The sequence below is a fragment of the Herbaspirillum sp. WTB6 genome, from assembly GCF_057457785.1.
On sequence record NZ_CP176522.1, the window covers coordinates 2,272,206 to 2,289,892 of the forward strand.

17 protein-coding genes are annotated in these 17,687 nt (G+C 65.2%); 10 read left to right on the plus strand and 7 right to left on the minus strand.

All coding sequences use genetic code 11. The features are described from left to right. Position 1: 1 nt before the first annotated feature. Entirely contained in the window at positions 2-877 is an 876-nt protein-coding gene (locus ACK2VC_RS10580) for a DMT family transporter (RefSeq protein WP_486730309.1), read from the minus strand. Between the two features lie 283 nt (positions 878-1,160). On the opposite strand from ACK2VC_RS10580, the gene gshA reads away from it, so the two are divergent. Continuing rightward, the gene (gshA, locus tag ACK2VC_RS10585; protein ID WP_486730310.1) at positions 1,161-2,756 is read left to right on the plus strand and encodes a glutamate--cysteine ligase; all 1,596 of its coding nucleotides are present in this window, start codon (positions 1,161-1,163) and stop codon (positions 2,754-2,756) included. Positions 2,757-2,881: 125 nt separating this feature from the next. Here gshA and ACK2VC_RS10590 read toward each other — a convergent pair whose 3' ends face one another. From ACK2VC_RS10590 to gatC, 5 genes are all read right to left on the minus strand, one after another. Beyond that, the gene (locus ACK2VC_RS10590) at positions 2,882-3,358 is read right to left on the minus strand and encodes a pyrimidine dimer DNA glycosylase/endonuclease V (protein WP_486730311.1); all 477 of its coding nucleotides are present in this window, start codon (positions 3,356-3,358) and stop codon (positions 2,882-2,884) included. Positions 3,359-3,373: 15 nt separating this feature from the next. Beyond that, positions 3,374-4,834 (minus strand): Asp-tRNA(Asn)/Glu-tRNA(Gln) amidotransferase subunit GatB, encoded by a 1,461-nt coding sequence (gene gatB / locus ACK2VC_RS10595; RefSeq protein WP_486730312.1) that lies wholly within the window; start codon positions 4,832-4,834, stop codon positions 3,374-3,376. Between the two features lie 19 nt (positions 4,835-4,853). Beyond that, complete coding sequence (locus tag ACK2VC_RS10600) at positions 4,854-5,363, minus strand: hypothetical protein (protein WP_486730313.1); 510 nt, start codon at positions 5,361-5,363, stop codon at positions 4,854-4,856. Continuing rightward, positions 5,360-6,832 carry an Asp-tRNA(Asn)/Glu-tRNA(Gln) amidotransferase subunit GatA gene (gatA, locus tag ACK2VC_RS10605; protein ID WP_486733218.1) on the minus strand — a complete coding sequence of 491 codons (1,473 nt, stop codon included), beginning with the start codon at positions 6,830-6,832 and terminating at the stop codon, positions 5,360-5,362. The genes ACK2VC_RS10600 and gatA overlap by 4 nt, the downstream gene beginning before the upstream one ends. Before the next feature lie 82 nt (positions 6,833-6,914). After that, a complete protein-coding gene (gene gatC / locus ACK2VC_RS10610; RefSeq protein ID WP_486730314.1) occupies positions 6,915-7,217 on the minus strand; it encodes an Asp-tRNA(Asn)/Glu-tRNA(Gln) amidotransferase subunit GatC in 303 nt (100 codons plus the stop codon). A gap of 350 nt (positions 7,218-7,567) precedes the next feature. Here gatC and ACK2VC_RS10615 point away from each other — a divergent pair, with 350 nt between their 5' ends. The 6 genes from ACK2VC_RS10615 to ACK2VC_RS10640 all read left to right on the plus strand — a co-directional run bounded on the left by ACK2VC_RS10615 (position 7,568) and on the right by ACK2VC_RS10640 (position 14,465). Continuing rightward, the gene (locus ACK2VC_RS10615) at positions 7,568-8,611 is read left to right on the plus strand and encodes a rod shape-determining protein (protein ID WP_486730315.1); all 1,044 of its coding nucleotides are present in this window, start codon (positions 7,568-7,570) and stop codon (positions 8,609-8,611) included. 123 nt (positions 8,612-8,734) lie between these two features. Then, on the plus strand, positions 8,735-9,715 hold the full coding sequence (gene mreC, locus ACK2VC_RS10620) for a rod shape-determining protein MreC (RefSeq protein WP_486730316.1): 981 nt from the start codon (positions 8,735-8,737) through the stop codon (positions 9,713-9,715). Further along, positions 9,712-10,224 carry a rod shape-determining protein MreD gene (gene mreD / locus ACK2VC_RS10625; RefSeq protein ID WP_486730317.1) on the plus strand — a complete coding sequence of 171 codons (513 nt, stop codon included), beginning with the start codon at positions 9,712-9,714 and terminating at the stop codon, positions 10,222-10,224. The genes mreC and mreD overlap by 4 nt, the downstream gene beginning before the upstream one ends. 54 nt (positions 10,225-10,278) lie before the next feature. Next, positions 10,279-12,213, plus strand: a complete 1,935-nt coding sequence (mrdA, locus tag ACK2VC_RS10630) for a penicillin-binding protein 2 (protein ID WP_486730318.1) — start codon at positions 10,279-10,281, stop codon at positions 12,211-12,213. 63 nt (positions 12,214-12,276) lie between these two features. Beyond that, on the plus strand, positions 12,277-13,389 hold the full coding sequence (gene rodA / locus ACK2VC_RS10635) for a rod shape-determining protein RodA (RefSeq protein WP_486730319.1): 1,113 nt from the start codon (positions 12,277-12,279) through the stop codon (positions 13,387-13,389). Positions 13,390-13,400: 11 nt separating this feature from the next. Further along, entirely contained in the window at positions 13,401-14,465 is a 1,065-nt protein-coding gene (locus tag ACK2VC_RS10640; RefSeq protein WP_486730320.1) for a septal ring lytic transglycosylase RlpA family protein, read from the plus strand. An 81-nt stretch (positions 14,466-14,546) separates the two neighbouring features. Here ACK2VC_RS10640 and ACK2VC_RS10645 read toward each other — a convergent pair whose 3' ends face one another. Then, a complete protein-coding gene (locus ACK2VC_RS10645) occupies positions 14,547-15,749 on the minus strand; it encodes a 50S ribosomal protein L11 methyltransferase (protein WP_486730321.1) in 1,203 nt (400 codons plus the stop codon). Between ACK2VC_RS10645 and ACK2VC_RS10650 the strand changes: the two genes are divergently transcribed. The 3 genes from ACK2VC_RS10650 (at position 15,748) to ACK2VC_RS10660 (ending at position 17,687) form a co-directional block, all read left to right on the plus strand. Continuing rightward, positions 15,748-15,915 (plus strand): hypothetical protein, encoded by a 168-nt coding sequence (locus ACK2VC_RS10650; RefSeq protein ID WP_486730322.1) that lies wholly within the window; start codon positions 15,748-15,750, stop codon positions 15,913-15,915. The two genes, ACK2VC_RS10645 and ACK2VC_RS10650, sit on opposite strands and share 2 nt — an antisense overlap. Before the next feature lie 25 nt (positions 15,916-15,940). Continuing rightward, a complete protein-coding gene (locus tag ACK2VC_RS10655) occupies positions 15,941-16,222 on the plus strand; it encodes a hypothetical protein (RefSeq protein WP_486730323.1) in 282 nt (93 codons plus the stop codon). 70 nt (positions 16,223-16,292) lie between these two features. After that, positions 16,293-17,687, plus strand: a complete 1,395-nt coding sequence (locus tag ACK2VC_RS10660; protein WP_486730324.1) for an NfeD family protein — start codon at positions 16,293-16,295, stop codon at positions 17,685-17,687.

A 17,687-nucleotide genomic window follows, 5' to 3' on the forward strand; every position in this document is an offset into this window, starting at 1 on the left:
CTCAGCCGCGCCTGAGTACCAGCGCCAGGCCGCCGATGGTCAGGCCCATGGCCAGCAGCTCTTTCGCCGTCAGCGGCTCACCCAGCGCCGCGGCGGCGGCCAGCACGCCGATCACCGGCGTGGCCAGCGTCGCGATCGAGGCGGTGGCCGGCGGCAGGCGGCGCAGCGCTGCGAACCAGGTCAGGTAACACAGTGCCATCGGCACCGCCGTCACATATGCCATCAGGGCCCAGCCGGTGGGCGTCAGCGCTGCCAGCCGCGGCTGCTCGCACAAAACCCCGTACACCAGCATCGGCGTGCAGCCCAGCACCAGTTGCCAGACCACGGCGGTCAATGGCGGCAAGGCCAGCGCGCCCAAGGTGACGGTGCCGAGCGCGAACAGCAGCGCCGCGCCCAGTGCAAACAGCACACCCGGCCACTGGCCCCCGGCCAAGCCCGCGCCGGAGCCGCCAAACAGCAGCAGCAAGCCGGCCAGCGCCAACACCAGCCCGCCGATGTTGCGCGCCCGTGGCCGCTGGCCCAGCAGCGGCCATGCCAGCAGCGTGGCCCAGATCGGCATCGTATACACCAGCAAAGCCGCCTGGCCGGCCGCCAGCCATTGCAGCGCCAGCGTCGAAAATCCCATCCAGGCAAACACATTGATGAAGGCGGCCGCCAGCAGCCGGCCGTACTGCGCGCGCGGCACCGTCAACCGTTCGCCGCGCCGCCATGCCAGCAGCGCTAGCGCCAGCGCCGCGACCAGGCCGGCGCTGCCGCGCGCGAACAGCGGCGGCCATTGCGTCAGCAGGAATTTCATGACCGGCCAGTTGAAGCCCCAGCCGACCGAAGTCACCAGCAGGCACAGCAGGCCGATCGCGCGGGAACTGAGGGCGGGCAAGATCAGCCCTTGGCGGCGGGGTGGGGCGCACCGCCAACGCGAGCGGGCCAACGCAGACTGTGCAAGGCAAATTCCATGGCGACGGGTGGCAATCGGAGTCGGATGAGCGGGCCGCGTTCTGTTTGGTTCGGCGACCCGGGCGAGGTTGCCGTCAGGTAGGAATAGTACCGCTTGTCGCCCAAGCACGCCGCCGGCGCCCGGTTCGATTCGCACTTTTCGTTTATCCTTGCATAAAATTTGTCGCGTACTCCCGCGGCGCTGCCTATACGAAACAAGGATCTTCATGAGCGATCTGCTCGCCCGCCGCCTCGCACTGCTGTCCTCCGCCGCCCATCGACCGTTGCTGATGCAAGGTTTGCGGGGCATCGAGCGCGAAACGCTGCGCGTCGATCGGCACGGCCATCTGGCGCTGACGCCGCATCCACGCGCGCTCGGCGCCGCGCTGACGCATGTGCAGATCACCACCGACTATTCCGAATCGCTGCTGGAATTCATCACTCCGGCCGAACCCGACATCGGCATCGCGCTGGAGCGGCTCGACGCAATTCACCGCTATGCCTATACCAAGCTGGGCGATGAATTGCTGTGGAGCCAGTCGATGCCGGGCGCCCTACCGGCCGAGGCGGAGATTCCGATCGCCTGGTATGGCAGTTCGCACATCGGCATGCTGAAGCATGTGTACCGGCGCGGATTGGCGCTGCGTTACGGCAAGAGCATGCAGTGCATCGCCGGCATCCACTACAATTTTTCGCTGGCCGAAGCGCTGTGGCGCGTGCTGCAGGAGGCCGAAGCGGCGCCGGCCGCCATGACTGCGCTCGATTACCAATCGGAAAGCTACATTGCGCTGATCCGCAACTTCCATCGCTACAGTTGGCTCCTGATGTACCTGTTCGGCGCCTCGCCGGCGATGGAAGCCGGTTTCCTGCGCGGCCGTCCACATGAGTTGCAGCCGTTGGCGGCCGATACCCTGTACCTGCCGCATGCCACCAGCCTGCGCATGAGCGACCTCGGCTACAAGAACAATGCGCAAGCCGGTTTGATGCCGCCCTACAACACACTGCACGACTACATGGCCGGGCTGGCGCGCGCGGTGCGACAGCCGTATCCGCCTTACGAAAAAATCGGCATGCGGCGCGACGGCCAATGGGTGCAGTTGAATACCAATCTGCTGCAGATTGAAAACGAGTTCTATGCGACGATCCGGCCCAAGCGCGTGATCCGTAGCGGCGAGCGGCCGCTGGAAGCGCTGTGCGCACGCGGCGTGCAATACATCGAAGTGCGCTGCCTCGACGTCGATCCGTTCCAGCCGCTCGGCATCGGCCTGCAAGCATCGCGCTTCCTGGATGCCTTCCTGCTGTTTTGCGCGCTCGATCACAGCGCCCCGACCGACCAGGCGGAAAACCGGGAAAATGCCGCGAATTTCGCGGCGGTCGTCAAGCGCGGCCGCGCGCCCGGGCTGCGCCTGCAACGAAACGGCGCCGCCGTCGGGCTGCGCGCGTGGGGACTGGAATTACTGGAGCGGATCGGTGCCGCGGCCGCAGTGCTGGATGCCCAGCGCGACGGCGCGGTGCACGCGCAGGCCCTGCAGGCGCAGGCCGCCAAGCTGGAAGATCCCGAATTGACGCCGTCGGCGCAGGTGCTGGCGGCGCTGCGCGCGAACGGCGGCTCGTTCCCTGCCTTTGCGCTGACACAAAGCCTGGCGCACGCGGCCGATTTCCGCGCCCGCCCGCCTAGCGCCGAGGATGATGCCTATTTCAGCGAACTGGGGCGCGCCTCGCTGGCCGAGCAGGCGCGCATGGAACAGGCCGATCGCGGCAGCAGTTTCGACGACTACATCCTCGCCTATCGCGAACGGACGCCGGCACAACTCTGCGAGTGAGTCGCCCATCGGATGAATACTCCATGCTTGTGAGGCAAATTCCGCCCGTAAATTCTTGTTTTTTTGTGCATACTCCATTCGACCTTGCGGGAGTATGGAGGCGGATGTGACGAAGGGGTGGCGGCTCAGGCGCCCAGGCTGGATTGGAGCAACGCGTAGTAGCGCTCGATTTCGATTGGTGATTTCTTGAGCGTATAGATATGCGGTTTGTCGCGGATGCGCTCCATGATGCGTTCGACGATCAAGCTCCTGGATTCGGGCGTAAACGAATAGCGCCTGCTGCCCAGGAAGGCAGGGTGTTGCTGATAGACGCCCAGATTGTCGAAGACGCCGTCGTCGGTCAATTGGTAGTTCCGTTGCACCAGCTCCCGGCGCAGCAAGGCGTAGCGCGCGATCAGGAAATGCCCCTTGTCATAGAAAAACTTGACGTGGCCGGCCCCCAGCCGAAAGTCGGTCGGGATCTGGCCGATCAACTCGTCGTGCGACTTCCCCGCCAGGGATTTCAGCAGGTTCTTCGGTATCCGACGCATCTCGCGGTACTCGGCGAACAGATGCTGGTCGGTCAGTACCGCCGGCAGCAGATCGGCGTTGATGCGGGTCATCGGTGGGGCGCCGGCTCAGCCGGCCAGCTTTTGCTTTAGCAGCTCGGTCAGTTGCGCCGGATTGGCCTTGCCCCTGGTCGCCTTCATTGCCTGTCCGATCAGCGCATTGAAGGCCTTTTCCTTGCCGGCGCGGAATTCCTCGACCGACTTCGCATTCGCCGCCAGCACTTCGTCGACGATTTTTTCCAGTGCGCCGGTATCCGAAATCTGTTTCAAGCCCTTGGCTTCGATGATGTCGTCGGCCAGCGTCGGCGCCGCCGACTGCGCTTCCCACATCGCGCCGAACACTTCCTTGGCGATCTTGTTCGAGATCGTGCCGTCGGCGATGCGTTGCAGCAGCAGTGCCAGTTGTTGCGCGGTGACCGGCGCCGCAGCGATCTCGACGCCCGCGCGGTTCAGCGTGGACGAGACATCGCCCATCAGCCAGTTGGCGGCGGTCTTGGCCTGTTCGCGGCCGGCCTTGGCGAGCACCGCCTCGAAATAATTCGCCATCGCCTTCGACTGCGTCAGCACCGCCGCATCGTATTCCGGCAAACCATAATCGCGCACGAAGCGTTCGCGCATCGCGCCCGGCAACTCCGGCATCGTCGCGCGCACGCGTTCGATCCACTCCGGCTCGATCACCAAGGGCGGCAGGTCGGGATCGGGAAAATAGCGGTAATCCTGCGCATCTTCCTTGCTGCGCATGGCGCGCGTTTCCTTCCTGTCCGGATCGTACAGGCGGGTTGCCTGCACCACGCGGCCGCCGTCCTCGATCAGTTCGATCTGGCGCCGCACTTCATAGTTGATCGCGTCTTCCATGAAGCGGAACGAGTTCAGGTTCTTGATCTCGCAGCGGGTGCCGAATTCCTTTTGCCCGAGCGGGCGCACCGAGACGTTGGCGTCGCAGCGGAACGAGCCTTCCTGCATGTTGCCGTCGCAGATGCCGAGCCAGGTCACCAGCGCATGCAGCGCCTTGGCGTAGGCCACCGCTTCCGCGGCGCTGCGCATGTCGGGCTCGGTGACGATTTCCAAGAGCGGCGTGCCGGCGCGGTTCAAGTCGATGCCGCTCATGCCGTGGTAATCCTCGTGCAGCGACTTGCCGGCGTCTTCTTCCAGATGCGCGCGCGTCAGTGCCACCGTTTTCAGGCTCGGCTGGCCGTCCTGTTCCAGCATGAACGAGAGGCTGCCGCCCTGCACCACCGGAATTTCGAACTGGCTGATCTGGTAGCCCTTGGGCAGGTCGGGATAGAAATAATTCTTGCGCGCGAACACCGAGCGCGGTGCAATCGTTGCCCCGATCGCCAGCCCGAACTGGATCGCGCGCTCGACCGCGCCGCGGTTCAGCACCGGCAGCACGCCCGGCAGGGCCAGGTCGACCGGGCAGGCTTGCGTATTCGGCTCGGCGCCGAACCGGGTCGGGGCGCCGCTGAAGATCTTGGATTGGGTCGTGAGCTGCGCGTGCGTTTCCAGACCGATGACGACTTCCCACTGCATGATTTCCCCGCTTGCTGTTTTATTCAACGTAATGGCACTTGCCGGTTTTCAGATCGACCGACAGTTGCGTGAAATTGGCGCGCGACCCGCACAGCGCCGGGCAGCTCGGCTTCACGGCGAGGGTGTCGCCGTGGCGCTCGAGCCGGATGCTGCAATTCAGGCCGCGATCGAAGTTGTAGCCGCGGGCGTCGCGCGCGGCGCGGGCGTCGCGCAGGCGGATGCGCCAGGCGTCGTGGTCAAGTCCCTGCATCAGTTCCGCCTGCAAGCCGTCGCCGTCGTCGATGCTGCAATCGAAGCCGTGGGTTGGGCGATGCAGCGCCGATTCCCAGCGAAAGGACTCGATCCGGTCGCCGTCCAGGTGGAACTCGCCGTTGTCGCTGTAGATCACGCGCTCGCCATCTTCGTCGCGCGTCGCGCTGCAGGAAAAGCGCGTATCCAGCCGTTGCGCCCAACTCGGCGCGGCCCAGGCCGTCAGTGCCAGCAGCAGCGCGGCATGCAGCAGGATGGCAAACTGGCGACCAGGTTTCATGCTGTTTCCGGTTGCCGCAGGTGCCAGTCGGTGGCGCCCTGATAGCGGTGCGCGATGTTCAGTAATTTTGCCTCGGCAAAATAATTGCCGATGATTTGCAGGCCGACCGGACGCCCCCGGGTTTTTTCATCCTGGCCGAAGCCGCACGGAACCGACATGCCGGGCAGGCCCGCCAGGCTGGTCGACAAGGTGTAGATATCGGCCAGATACATCGCCACCGGATCGTCCGCCTTGGCGCCGAGATCCCAGGCCACGGTCGGCGCCACCGGCCCCATGATGACATCGCATTGCCGGAACGCGTTCTGGAAATCCTGCGCGATCAGGCGCCGGATGCGCTGCGCCTGCAGGTAATAGGCGTCGTAATAGCCGTGCGACAGCACGTAGGCGCCGACCAGGATGCGGCGCTTGACTTCGTCGCCAAAGCCTTCGGCGCGGGTCTTCTGATACATGTCGGCCAGGTCGTGATACTGGCTGGCGCGATGGCCGTAGCGCACGCCGTCGAAACGCGACAGGTTGGAAGATGCTTCGGCCGGCGCGATCACGTAATAGGCCGGGATCGACAGCGCGGTATTCGGCAGCGAAATGTCGACCAGCGTCGCCCCCAGTTTTTCGTATTCGGAGAGCGCCGCGCGCACTGCCTGCTCGACTTCGGGTGCCAGGCCATCGCCGAAATACTCGCGCGGCACGCCGATCTTCAGGCCGCGCAGATCGTCGTTCAGCGCGCCCGTGAAATCTTCGGCGGCGCCATCGGCACGGCGCGCGACGCTGGTCGAATCGCGCGCATCGAAGCCGACCAGCGCATTCAGCAACAGCGCGCAATCCTCGGCGCTCCGCGCGATCGGCCCGCCCTGGTCGAGCGAGGACGCGAAGGCGATCATGCCGTAGCGCGAGACGCTGCCGTAGGTCGGCTTGATGCCGGTCACGCCGCAATGCGCGGCCGGCTGCCGGATCGAGCCGCCGGTATCGGTGCCGGTCGCGGCCGGCGTCAGGCGCGCCGCCACCGCCGCCGCCGAGCCGCCGGAAGATCCGCCCGGGATCGCCGTGGTGTCCCATGGATTCCTGACGGCGCCGAAAAACGAATTCTCGTTGGTCGAGCCCATCGCGAATTCGTCGCAGTTCAGCTTGCCCAAGGTTACCATCCCGGCTTGCTGGCAGCGCTCGACCACCGTGGCATCGAACGGGCTGACATAGTTTTCCAGCATCTTGGAGCCGGCCGTGGTGCGCCAGTTGCGCGTGACGAACAGGTCCTTGTGCGCGATCGGAATTCCGGTCAGCGGCGTTGCCTGTTTTTGCGCCAGCAACTGGTCGGCTGCGGCCGCCTGCTGCAGAGTGAGCTCGGGGTCGATATGCAAAAACGCATTCAGGCTGCTGTCGGCTATGCGGCCGAGGAACAGTCTGGCCAGCTCGACTGCGGAAATTTGTCGGGTCTGCAGCAAATCCGATAGCTGCCGGATGGTTTTGGTATGCATCATGTTCGATTCAGCGTGGTGTGGGTGCCCGGCGCAAACTCGGCCGACCGGACATTGAGCGACGATTATTGCGAATCCGACATCATTCGATGACCTTGGGGACCAGGAACAGGCCGTCCTGGACGGCAGGCGCATTGCGCTGGTAATCGTCACGCCGGTTGGGCTCGGTGACTTCATCTTCGCGCAGGCGCAGCGACAGCCCTGGCTGGAACGCGGCAATCGGGTGCGCCAGCGGTTCGATGCCGCTGGTATCGACGGTTTTCATCTGCTCCACCAGTGCAAAGATGTCATTCAGCTTGGAGAGGGTGGCGGCGGCCTGGGCCTCGCTCAATTCGAGTTGGGCGAGGATGGCGAGGCGTTTGACATCGGACAGATCGAGTGACATGGTCGGGTGCGCAAATGGCTTGCGTCGGCGAGAAGTTCAGATGGTTCGAATGGCGCCTTAATGCCGGCAAAAACTTGTCAAAACCGGCAATTGACGCTGAGTTTTAGAGGAAATGTCCGATCGGGCACGTACAAATTATAAGGTAGAATGCGGGGCTAATACTCGACGGGCGCCGGGCCGGCATGGAATCGCGGGCCGCAACCGACCGTGCGTGGCGCCGGCAACCTTGGGGCCGAGGCTTGCCGGGACGGGTGTCTGGGCGCCGGGCCTTATTTCGCAGTAACCGGATTTCTTGCGGAGCGAGTTCCGCCGGGCTGAGTTTCGCCCCACAATGAAATGGAAATTGACACATGTTCGGATTTTTACGCAGTTATTTTTCAAATGACCTGGCGATCGATCTGGGGACGGCCAATACGCTGATTTATGTGCGTACCTCGGGCATCGTGCTGGACGAGCCGTCGGTAGTGGCGATCCGCGAGCAGGGCGGGCCGAATGGCAAGAAAACCATCATGGCGGTCGGCAAGGAAGCCAAGCAGATGCTGGGCAAGGTGCCCGGCAACATCGAGGCGATCCGGCCCATGAAGGACGGCGTGATCGCCGACTTCACCGTCACCGAGCAGATGTTGAAGCAGTTCATCCGCATGGTGCACGATTCCAAGCTGTTTCGGCCGTCGCCGCGCATCATCATCTGCGTGCCGTGCGGCTCGACCCAGGTCGAACGGCGCGCGATCCGCGAATCGGCGCTGGGCGCCGGCGCCTCGCAGGTATTCCTGATCGAGGAACCGATGGCGGCCGCGATCGGCGCCGGCCTGCCAGTGGCGGACGCCACCGGCTCGATGGTGGTCGACATCGGCGGCGGCACCACCGAAGTCGGCATCATTTCGCTCGGCGGCATGGTGTACAAGGGTTCAATCCGGGTCGGCGGCGACCGCTTCGACGAAGCGATCGTCAACTATATCCGCCGCAATTACGGCATGCTGATCGGCGAGCAGACCGCCGAGGCGATCAAGAAGGAAATCGGCTCCGCCTTCCCCGGTTCGGAAGTCAAGGAAATGGAAGTCAAGGGACGCAACCTGTCGGAGGGCATCCCGCGCTCGTTCACCATCTCCAGCAATGAAATTCTGGAGGCGCTGACCGAACCGTTGAACGGCATCGTTTCCGCCGTCAAGAACGCACTGGAACAGACGCCGCCCGAACTGGGCGCCGACATCGCCGAAAAAGGCATGATGCTGACCGGCGGCGGCGCCCTGCTGCGCGATCTTGACCGCTTGCTGATGGAAGAAACCGGCCTGCCGGTGATCGTCGCCGAGGACCCGCTGACTTGCGTGGTGCGCGGTTCCGGTATGGCGCTGGAACGCATGGACAAACTCGGTTCGATCTTCTCCTACGAATAAGCGCCGCGATGCTGTGCGCGGCACGTTCGGCAGCATCGGCACCAACCTTTCAGCCTGACCCGCAACCAAGCCGGCGCCGGGGCGCCGGTGCCGTCGTACTCGCCGGGGTTTGCAAGACGATAAATGGAACTCAGTAGCCCACCGCCACTTTTCAAGCAGGGCGCTTCGGCTCGTGCGAAAGTGGTCTTTTTCGCCCTCATCGCGGTCGCATTGCTGGTGACGGATGCCCGCACGCAGTCGCTGGCGATGCTGCGCCAACTGGTGGGTGCCGCGCTCTATCCGTTGCAGGCTGCCGCGCTGATGCCGCGCGATGCGCTGTATCGGATCGGCGATTACTTCACTTCCCAAACGCGCCTGGAGCAGGAAAACCAGAGCTTTCGGCGCCAGCACGCCGACAATGCGCGCACCTTGCAGCAGGCGCAATTTCTGGCGACGGAGAACCAGCAGTTGCGCAAGTTGCTGGCAATCCGCGACCAGCTCGCGGTGCAATCGGTCGCTAGCGAAATCCTGTATGACACCCGCGATCCATTTACGCGCAAGATCGTACTCGATCGCGGCAGCCGCGATGGCGTCGCCGCCGGCCAGCCGGTGATCGACGATACCGGTGTGGTTGGCCAGGTGACGCGCGTATTTCCTTTTGCCGCCGAGGTCAGCCTCTTGACCGACAAGGACCAGGCGATTCCGGTGCAGGTGCTGCGCAACGGTTTGCGCAGCGTGGTCTACGGGCGCGGCCAGTCGGGCCTGCTGGAACTGCGTTTCATGGTGGCCAACGGCGACATCCGCAACGGCGACGTGCTGGTCACTTCCGGCATCGACGGCGTCTATCCGGCGGGGCTGGCGGTAGCGCGCGTGACCCAGGTTGAAAACAAGGTGACCGATGCCTTTGCCCATATCGTGTGTGAGCCGCTGGCCGGGCTTGGCCGCCATCGCCAGTTGCTGGTGCTGCTGACTGCCGCCAAGCCGCTGCCGCCGATCGAGGTGGAGCAACAGGACGCACGAAAGCAGCCCGGATCCCGCGCCGCGCGCCAACGAGCCAAGCAGGAGCCGCAAAAAATCCAGGCGCCGCCGAAAAAGGCGGCCCCGGCCGGGGAGATCGCCCGATGAATCGCCCGCAATACATCCTGCTGCCGGCTTCCGGGCTGTTCATCGCAGCCAGCCTGATCATCGCCTTCCTGCTCAACCTGCTGCCTTGGGGGCGCTGGAGCGGGGTGCCGGATTTCCTCGCGCTGATCCTGGTGTTCTGGAACATTCACCAGCCGCGCAAGGTCGGCATCGGCATCGCCTTTTTCATGGGGCTGATGATGGATGTGCATGATGCCAGCCTGCTGGGCGAGAATGCGCTGGCCTACACGCTGCTGTCGTATTTTGCGATCATGATCCATCGCCGCGTGCTGTGGTTTTCGATGGGGACCCAGGCGCTGCACGTGCTGCCCCTGCTGCTGCTGACGCAACTGGTGCAGTTGCTGATTCGCCTGATGGCGGGCGGCAGTTTTCCGGGCTGGCTGTATTTCACCGAAAGCCTGATTTCGGTGGCGCTCTGGCCACTGGCGACCTGGTTGTTGCTGGCGCCGCAGCGGCGCGCCGTCAACCGCGATGACAACCGTCCGCTTTGAAGCGGCGGCCGCGCTAGGCGCGGCGCGCCGGAAAAACACGAAAGACCGCCACGCATGACTGAATTCAAGAATGCCGAGCGCGAGCTGTACCTGTTCCGGTTGCGGCTGTCGGCGGTGGCGCTGTTCGTGCTGCTGTGTTTCGCCGTGCTGGCCGCGCGCTTTGTCTGGCTGCAAGTGGCGCGCCACGACCAGTACGCGGCGCAGGCCGAGGACAACCGCATCTCGGTGGTGCCGGTAGTGCCCAACCGTGGACTGATTTTCGACCGCAACGGCGTCATCCTGGCGCGCAATTATTCCGCCTACACGCTGGAAATCACACCCTCCAAGATCGATGGCAAGCTGGAGGACGTGATCGACGACCTGTCCACGCTGGTCGAGATCACGCCGCGCGACCGCAAGCAGTTCCGCCGTCTGCTGGAGGATTCGCGCAAGTTCGAAAGCGTGCCGATCCGCACCCGTCTTTCCGACGAGGAAGTGGCGCGTTTCTCGGTGCAACGCTACCGCTTTCCCGGAGTCGAGGTCGAGGCGCGCTTGTTCCGTCAGTATCCGCTGGGCGATGTGGCGTCGCACGTGATCGGCTACATTGGCCGCATCAACGCCCGCGACGCCGATCTGATCGAGCAAAGCGAGGACGGCGCCAACTATGCCGGCAGCAATCACATCGGCAAGGAAGGGGTCGAAAAAAGCTACGAAAAATACCTGCATGGCACCACCGGCTACGAAGAGGTCGAAGTCTCGGCCAGCGGCCGCGCGGTGCGCTCTCTGTCGCGTACGCCGGCCACCCCTGGCCACAACCTGATCCTGTCGATCGACATCGAACTGCAGAAAGTGGTGGAACAGGCCTTCGGCGAGCGACGCGGCGCGCTGGTGGCGATCGAGCCGGCGACCGGCGACATCCTGGCCTACGTCTCGCGCCCCGGCTTCGACCCCAACCTGTTCATCGACGGCATCGACCAGCAAAGCTGGGACGAATTGAACAGTTCCCCCGACAAGCCGCTGGTGAACCGGCCGCTGTCGGGTGCCTATCCGCCCGGCTCGACCTACAAGCCGTTCATGGCGCTGGCGGCGCTGGAGCTGGGCAAGCGCAAGCCGCAGGACGCGATCGCCGACCCCGGCTATTTCTGGCTCGGCAACCACAAGTTCCGCGATGACAACGAAGGCGGCCACGGCATGGTCGACATGTACAAGTCGATCGTGCAGTCGTGCGATACCTACTACTACCTGCTGGCCAACGACATGGGGGTGGATGCGATCCATGACTTCATGAAACCGTTCGGCTTCGGCCAGTTGACCGGGATCGACCTCGAGCATGAGCGCGCTGGCCTGTTGCCGTCGACCGCCTGGAAGAGAGCGGCCTACAAGAAGCCGGAGCAAAAGAAATGGTTTGCCGGCGAGACCATTTCGCTTGGCATCGGCCAGGGCTACAACGCCTTCACGCCGCTGCAACTGGCGCACGCGACCGCGATCCTGGCGAACAACGGCGTGGTGATGAAACCGCACCTGGTGAAGGCGGTCGAAGACCCGGACAGCCATGAGCGCACGCTGACGGTGCCGAAGGAAAGCTACCGCATCCCGCTGCAGAAAAAAAATATCGACGTCATCAAGCAGGCGATGGTCGGCGTCACGCTGGAAGGCACTTCGCGCCGGGTATTCGCCGGCGCCGGCTATGAGTCGGCCGGCAAGACCGGCACCGCGCAGGTGATCGCGATCAAGAAAAACGAGAAATACGATGCCAGCAAGATCGACGCTCGGCACCACGACCACGCGCTGTACACCGCGTTCGCGCCGGCCGAGCAGCCGCGCATCGCGCTCGCCATCATCGTCGAGAACGGCGGTTTCGGCGCGCAAGCGGCGGCGCCGATCGTGCGCGCCGCGCTCGACTATTTCCTGCTTGGCAAAAAGCCGGGAGCGCAGGACGCGACGCCGGCGCCAGCACCGTTGGCCAAGGCCGTTGCCGCCACTGCCGGCACCCACATTCACGAGGATTGACGTGCCCATTCTTGCGCAACGCCCATTTGCCGCCATGCCGCTGCTCGGTGCCGGAGTCCAGTCATGGGGCTGAAGGACCGGCGTACCTTCTGGGAAGTCGCCAAGCCGTATTTCACGGTGTTTGACGGCCCGCTGGCGCTGATCGTGTTCCTGCTGCTGTCGGTGGCCCTGGTCACGTTGTATTCGGCCGGGATCGACGTGCCGGGCCGGGTCGAGGACCAGTTGCGTAACATCCTGATTGCCTTCGTCGTCATGTGGGCCGCCGCCAACGTGCCACCGCAAACACTGATGCGCTTCGCGCTGCCGGTGTATACCTTCGGCGTGGCGCTCCTGATTGCGGTGGCGCTGTTCGGGCTGGTCAAGAAGGGCGCGCGCCGCTGGCTCGACGTGGGCATCATCGTGCAGCCGTCGGAAGTCATGAAGATCGCGATGCCGTTGATGCTGGCCTGGTTCTTCCAGAAGCGCGAAGGCCAGATCGGCTGGCGCGAATACCTGCTGGCGGCGCTGCTGCTGCTGGTGCCGGTCGGCCTGATCGCCAAGCAGCCGGATCTCGGTACCGCGCTGCTGGTGCTGGCGGCGGGGTTCTACGTGATTTTCCTGGCCGGGCTGTCCTGGAAGGTGCTGGCCGGGCTGGTGCTGGCGGTGGCCGCCAGCCTGCCGGTGGTGTGGTCGATGCTGCACGATTACCAGCGTTCGCGCGTGATGACGCTGATCGACCCCACCGCCGACCCGCTCGGCAAGGGTTTTCACATCATCCAGTCGACCATCGCCATCGGTTCCGGCGGGATTTCCGGCAAGGGTTGGTTAAACGGTACGCAATCGCACCTGGCCTTCATTCCCGAGCGTACCACCGATTTCATCTTCGCCGTGTATTCGGAGGAATTCGGCCTGATCGGCAACGGCGTGCTGTTGCTGCTATATCTGCTGCTGATCGGGCGCGGCCTGATCATCGCCGCCAATGCGCCAAGCTTTTTTACGCGCCTCTTGGCCGGCGCCATCACGCTGATCTTCTTCACCTATGCCTTCGTCAACATGGGCATGGTGAGTGGTATTCTGCCGGTGGTCGGGGTGCCGCTGCCGTTCATGAGCTACGGCGGTACGGCGCTGGTGACGCTCGGCCTGGGCGTCGGTATCCTGATGAGCATCCAGCGCCATCGAAAACTGATTCAGACTTAAGGAGCCTTTCGATGCCACCAAGCCTGCATCCGCAGAGAGACCGCCTGCTGCTCCGGCTGGCGGCAGTCGTGCCGGCCTTGATCCTGGCCGCCTGCGGCAGCGTGCCGCAACAGCCTGCGCCACAGGCGCCGGTGGCGAGGCCGACCCAGGCGCAGCCGGCTACCGCGCGCAAGCTGCCGGTGCTGCCGCCGGCCGGTTCCGGGCGCGGCGGCTATTACTTGGACGACGGCCCGGGCGACGCGCCGCCGGAGGATTTGCTGTCCATACCCGATGCCGAACCGAAGATCGAGCCCTATGCCAAAGCGACACTGCGGCCGTATGTGGTGTTCGGCAAGACCTACACCCCGATCACCGACGAGCGGCCGCTGAAGCAGCGCGGCATCGGTAGCTGGTACGGCAAGAAATTCCATGGCCAGAAGACTTCATCCGGCGAGCTGTACGACATGTACCAGATGACCGCTGCCCATCCGACCCTGCCGCTGCCGTCGTATGTGCGGGTGACCAACCTCGCCACCGGCACCCAGGTAATCGTGCGAGTGAATGATCGCGGGCCGTTTCGTTCCGACCGCATCATCGACCTGTCGTATACCGCGGCGCTGAAACTCGGCTACCTGACGCACGGCAGCACCGAGCTCGAAGTCGAGCGGCTGCTGCCGGACGAAATCCTGCGCATCGCCGCCAACAAGCAGAATCCGCAGAATCCGGAGACTGCGTCGGCGGCGACGGCCAGCGCGGTCGCGCCAGTGTCGATCGACACGCTGCTGCAGGCGGAAGCCGGCGCGGCGCAGCCGGCGGCGGAAGTGCCGACGCGCGTCGCCACCTCGATCGCGCCGGCCGCGGCCGGCGGCGGCTTCTATCTGCAACTGGGCGCCTATTCGCAGGCGGCCAACGCTGAAGCGCTGCGCGCGCGGCTGGCGCAAACCTGGTCAGCCGCGCTGCCGCCGTTGGAAGTGGTGCAATACGGCACGCTGTTCCGGGTCCATAGCGGTCCGTTCGCCAGCCGCAACGATGCCGCCGGCGCGGCGCAGCAGGTGCAGGATGCCGGCGCCGCGCGGCCCCTGGTGGTACAGCGCTAGGACTGCGGCAGATTCATATACTCCATTAATGCCTGGTCAATACCGGGCAAAAAATGGAGCTATTTTCAGCATACTCTTGGATCAGGTGCGGACGGTGAGGCGCCACAGCGAGGTCACTTCGGCCGCGCGCGCCGTATGCAGCGGATCGTTGGCATCGGCGGTTTTCGGGTGTTGCGGCTTGATTTCGCTGCGGCCCAGCACCTGGAGGCCGGCGGCGGCGATCCACTCCAGCAGTTCGGCGCGCGAGCGCAAACCCAGATGCTCGGCCAGATCCGACAGCAGCAGCCAGCCTTCACCGCCCGCAGTCAGGTGCGCGCCGAGGCCTGCCAGGAAGCCGCGCAGCATGCGGCTGTCGGGGTCATAAATGGCGTGCTCGATGGTCGAACTGGGGCGCGCCGGCAGCCAGGGCGGATTGCACACCACCAGCGGCGCCTGTCCGGACGGAAACAAATCGGCTTCGACCAGCTCGACCTGCCCGGCGACGTCCAGCCAGGCGAAATTCTCGCGTGCGCAGGACAGCGCGCGCGGCTCCAGTTCGGTCGCCACCACGCGCGAAACGCCGCGTCGCACCAACAGCGCCGCCAGCACGCCGCTGCCGGTACCGATGTCGAACGCCAGCGTGGTGGCGGGCAGCGGCGCGGCTGCCACCAAATCGACATATTCGCCGCGCAGCGGCGAAAACACGCCGTAATGCGGGTGGATGCGCGCGCCCAGGGCCGGAATCTCGACCCCGTTCTTGCGCCACTCGTGCGCGCCGATCACGCCTTGCAACTCGCGCAGCGAGGCCACGAACGGTTCGCGGCCGGCACCCCAGGCTTCGTTGCAGGCTAGTTTCACGTCCGGCGCGCGGCGCAGCGGAATCCGGTAGTCGGCGTCGAACGGCAGCAGCAGCATCGCCAACACGCGCGCCCGCTGCGCCTGCGCCTGCCGGTGCAAATGGAAGGCGGTGGCCGGCGTTGGCGGCGTCGCCGGCCCTTTCCTGCTTTTCTTGTGCGGGCGATCGATGCGCCGCGCCAGCGCCGCCAGCAATTGCCGCGCATTCTGGAAGTCGCCGCGCCACAGCAAGCCGGTGCCCTCGCAGGCCAGCCGGTAGGCGCTATCGGCGCTCAGCGTGTCGTCGGCCAGGATCACCCGTTTCGGCGGCGCCAGCCCGCTTTCCGAGCGCCAGCGCGCCGAGCGCGGCTGATCGTCTTCGCTCCAGTGGAGCAGCGGCGGCGCGCTTGGCTCAGGTATCGCGCCCCCTTTGGCATGCGGGGCGGAAACAACCGGTGGCTGAACAATCATGGAAATCGGCAATCGAAAGGAAGAATGGGCGGCGCCAAGCGCCGGGCAGGCCGCTATTGGAACATACAATCCGGCGCTGGCAGCGCCAATCTGCGGCAAGCCGGAATTGATTCGCGGCAAGGCGCAGAAAGGCATTTGCGGTTATATTGAGCGCCGCCAATCATGACCCAACCCTATTACCGGAAAGTACCTTGAAAACAGCACTGATCGAGCGCGTCCAGATCGCCAAAATCGATTCCACCATCATCGGCAACCTGCTATTGGACCACGCGAGCGTTGCCGAGGTGCGGCAGGAAGCGCTGATCATCGGCATTCGCAACGAAGCCGGCGAAATCTACCGCATCATCGGCGCCGACCGGCTGGCCAGTTACACCAATGCGGTGGAGGAACTGGCCGATCTGGAGTTGGTGGACGAGCTGCAAGATGCGCACAGCGCGCAGGACGGCTACGACTCGATCTTCCACATCGCCTGATCCCGGCGCCGGCCGCCGCGTTGCCGGATTTCTGCAATAATCAAGGCACCTGATCGATCCGGGTGCGAACGTGCGCAAGCTGTTCCCTACCGTACTGCTGGCCTGCTGCGGCTTGTTTCTGCCGGGAGCCAGTGCTGTAGTCGGCCCGGCGCCGCCGCCGGTGCTGGTGCTACCGCTGGTCGGCGCCATCGGCCCGGCCAGCGCCGATTTTGTCACGCGCGGCATCGCCCGCGCCGCCCATGACGGCGCGCAACTGCTGGTGCTGCAGATGGATACGCCCGGCGGCCTGGATTTGTCGATGCGCGACATCATCCAGGCGATCCTCGCCTCGCCGGTGCCGGTCGCCGCCTTTGTCTCGCCCAGCGGCGCCCGCGCCGCTTCCGCCGGCACCTACATCCTGTACGCCAGCCACATCGCCGCCATGGCGCCCGGCACCAATCTGGGCGCCGCCACTCCGGTGCAGATCGGCCTGGGCGGCGCGCCGGACGAAAGCGGGAAGCCGGCGCCGGATGCGGCCGCAGGCGGCAAGAGCGCGCCCGCTGCTCAGCCGGGTGCGCTGGAGCGCAAGCAGGTGCATGACGCCGCCGCCTACATCCGCGGCCTGGCGCAACTGCGCGGGCGCAACGCCGAATGGGCCGAGCGCGCGGTGCGGGAAGCGGTCAGCCTGTCGGCCGATGAGGCGCTAACACAGCGCGTGATCGACCTCACCGCGGCCGACGTGCCGGCACTGCTGGCGGCGCTCGACGGCCGCCACCTGCGCACCGCCAGCGGCGAGCACCTGCTACACACGCGGGATGCGGCCGTGATCCGCGTCGAGCCCGACTGGAAGGCGCACCTGCTGGCCGTGATCACCGATCCCGGCATCGCCTTGCTGTTGCTGATGGCCGGCGTGTACGGCCTGTTCTTCGAATTCGCCAGTCCCGGTTTCGTGCTGCCGGGCGTGGTCGGCGCCATCTGCCTTTTGCTCGGGATGTTCGCGCTGCACATGCTGCCGGTCAATTACGCCGGCCTGGCGCTGATCCTGCTCGGCCTGTCGTTCATGGTGGCGGAAGTGTTCCTGGTCAGCTTCGGCGTGCTGGCGGTGGGCGGCATGATCGCCTTCGCGGTTGGCGCGCTGATGCTGATTGATACCGAGTCGCCCGCCTATGGCGTGCCGCTGGGCCTGGTGGCGGCGGTCAGCGTGTTTTCCGCCAGCTTCATTTTCGTGGTCGCCGGCGTGGCCCTGAAGGCGCGCCGACGGCCCGTGGTGAGCGGTCAGGAAACCCTGTCCGGCAGCCTGGGCGAGGTGCTGGCCGATCTGCCGCAGGGCGGCCAGGGCTGGGCCCGCGTGCAGGGCGAGCAGTGGGCGATCCGTAGCGCGGCGCCGCTGCGGCGCGGCCAGCGGGTGCGGGTGGTGGCGCGCGACGGGCTGGTGCTGTCGGTGGTCGCGGCCGACGAGAGAAGTCAAACCAGGCAAGGAGAATAG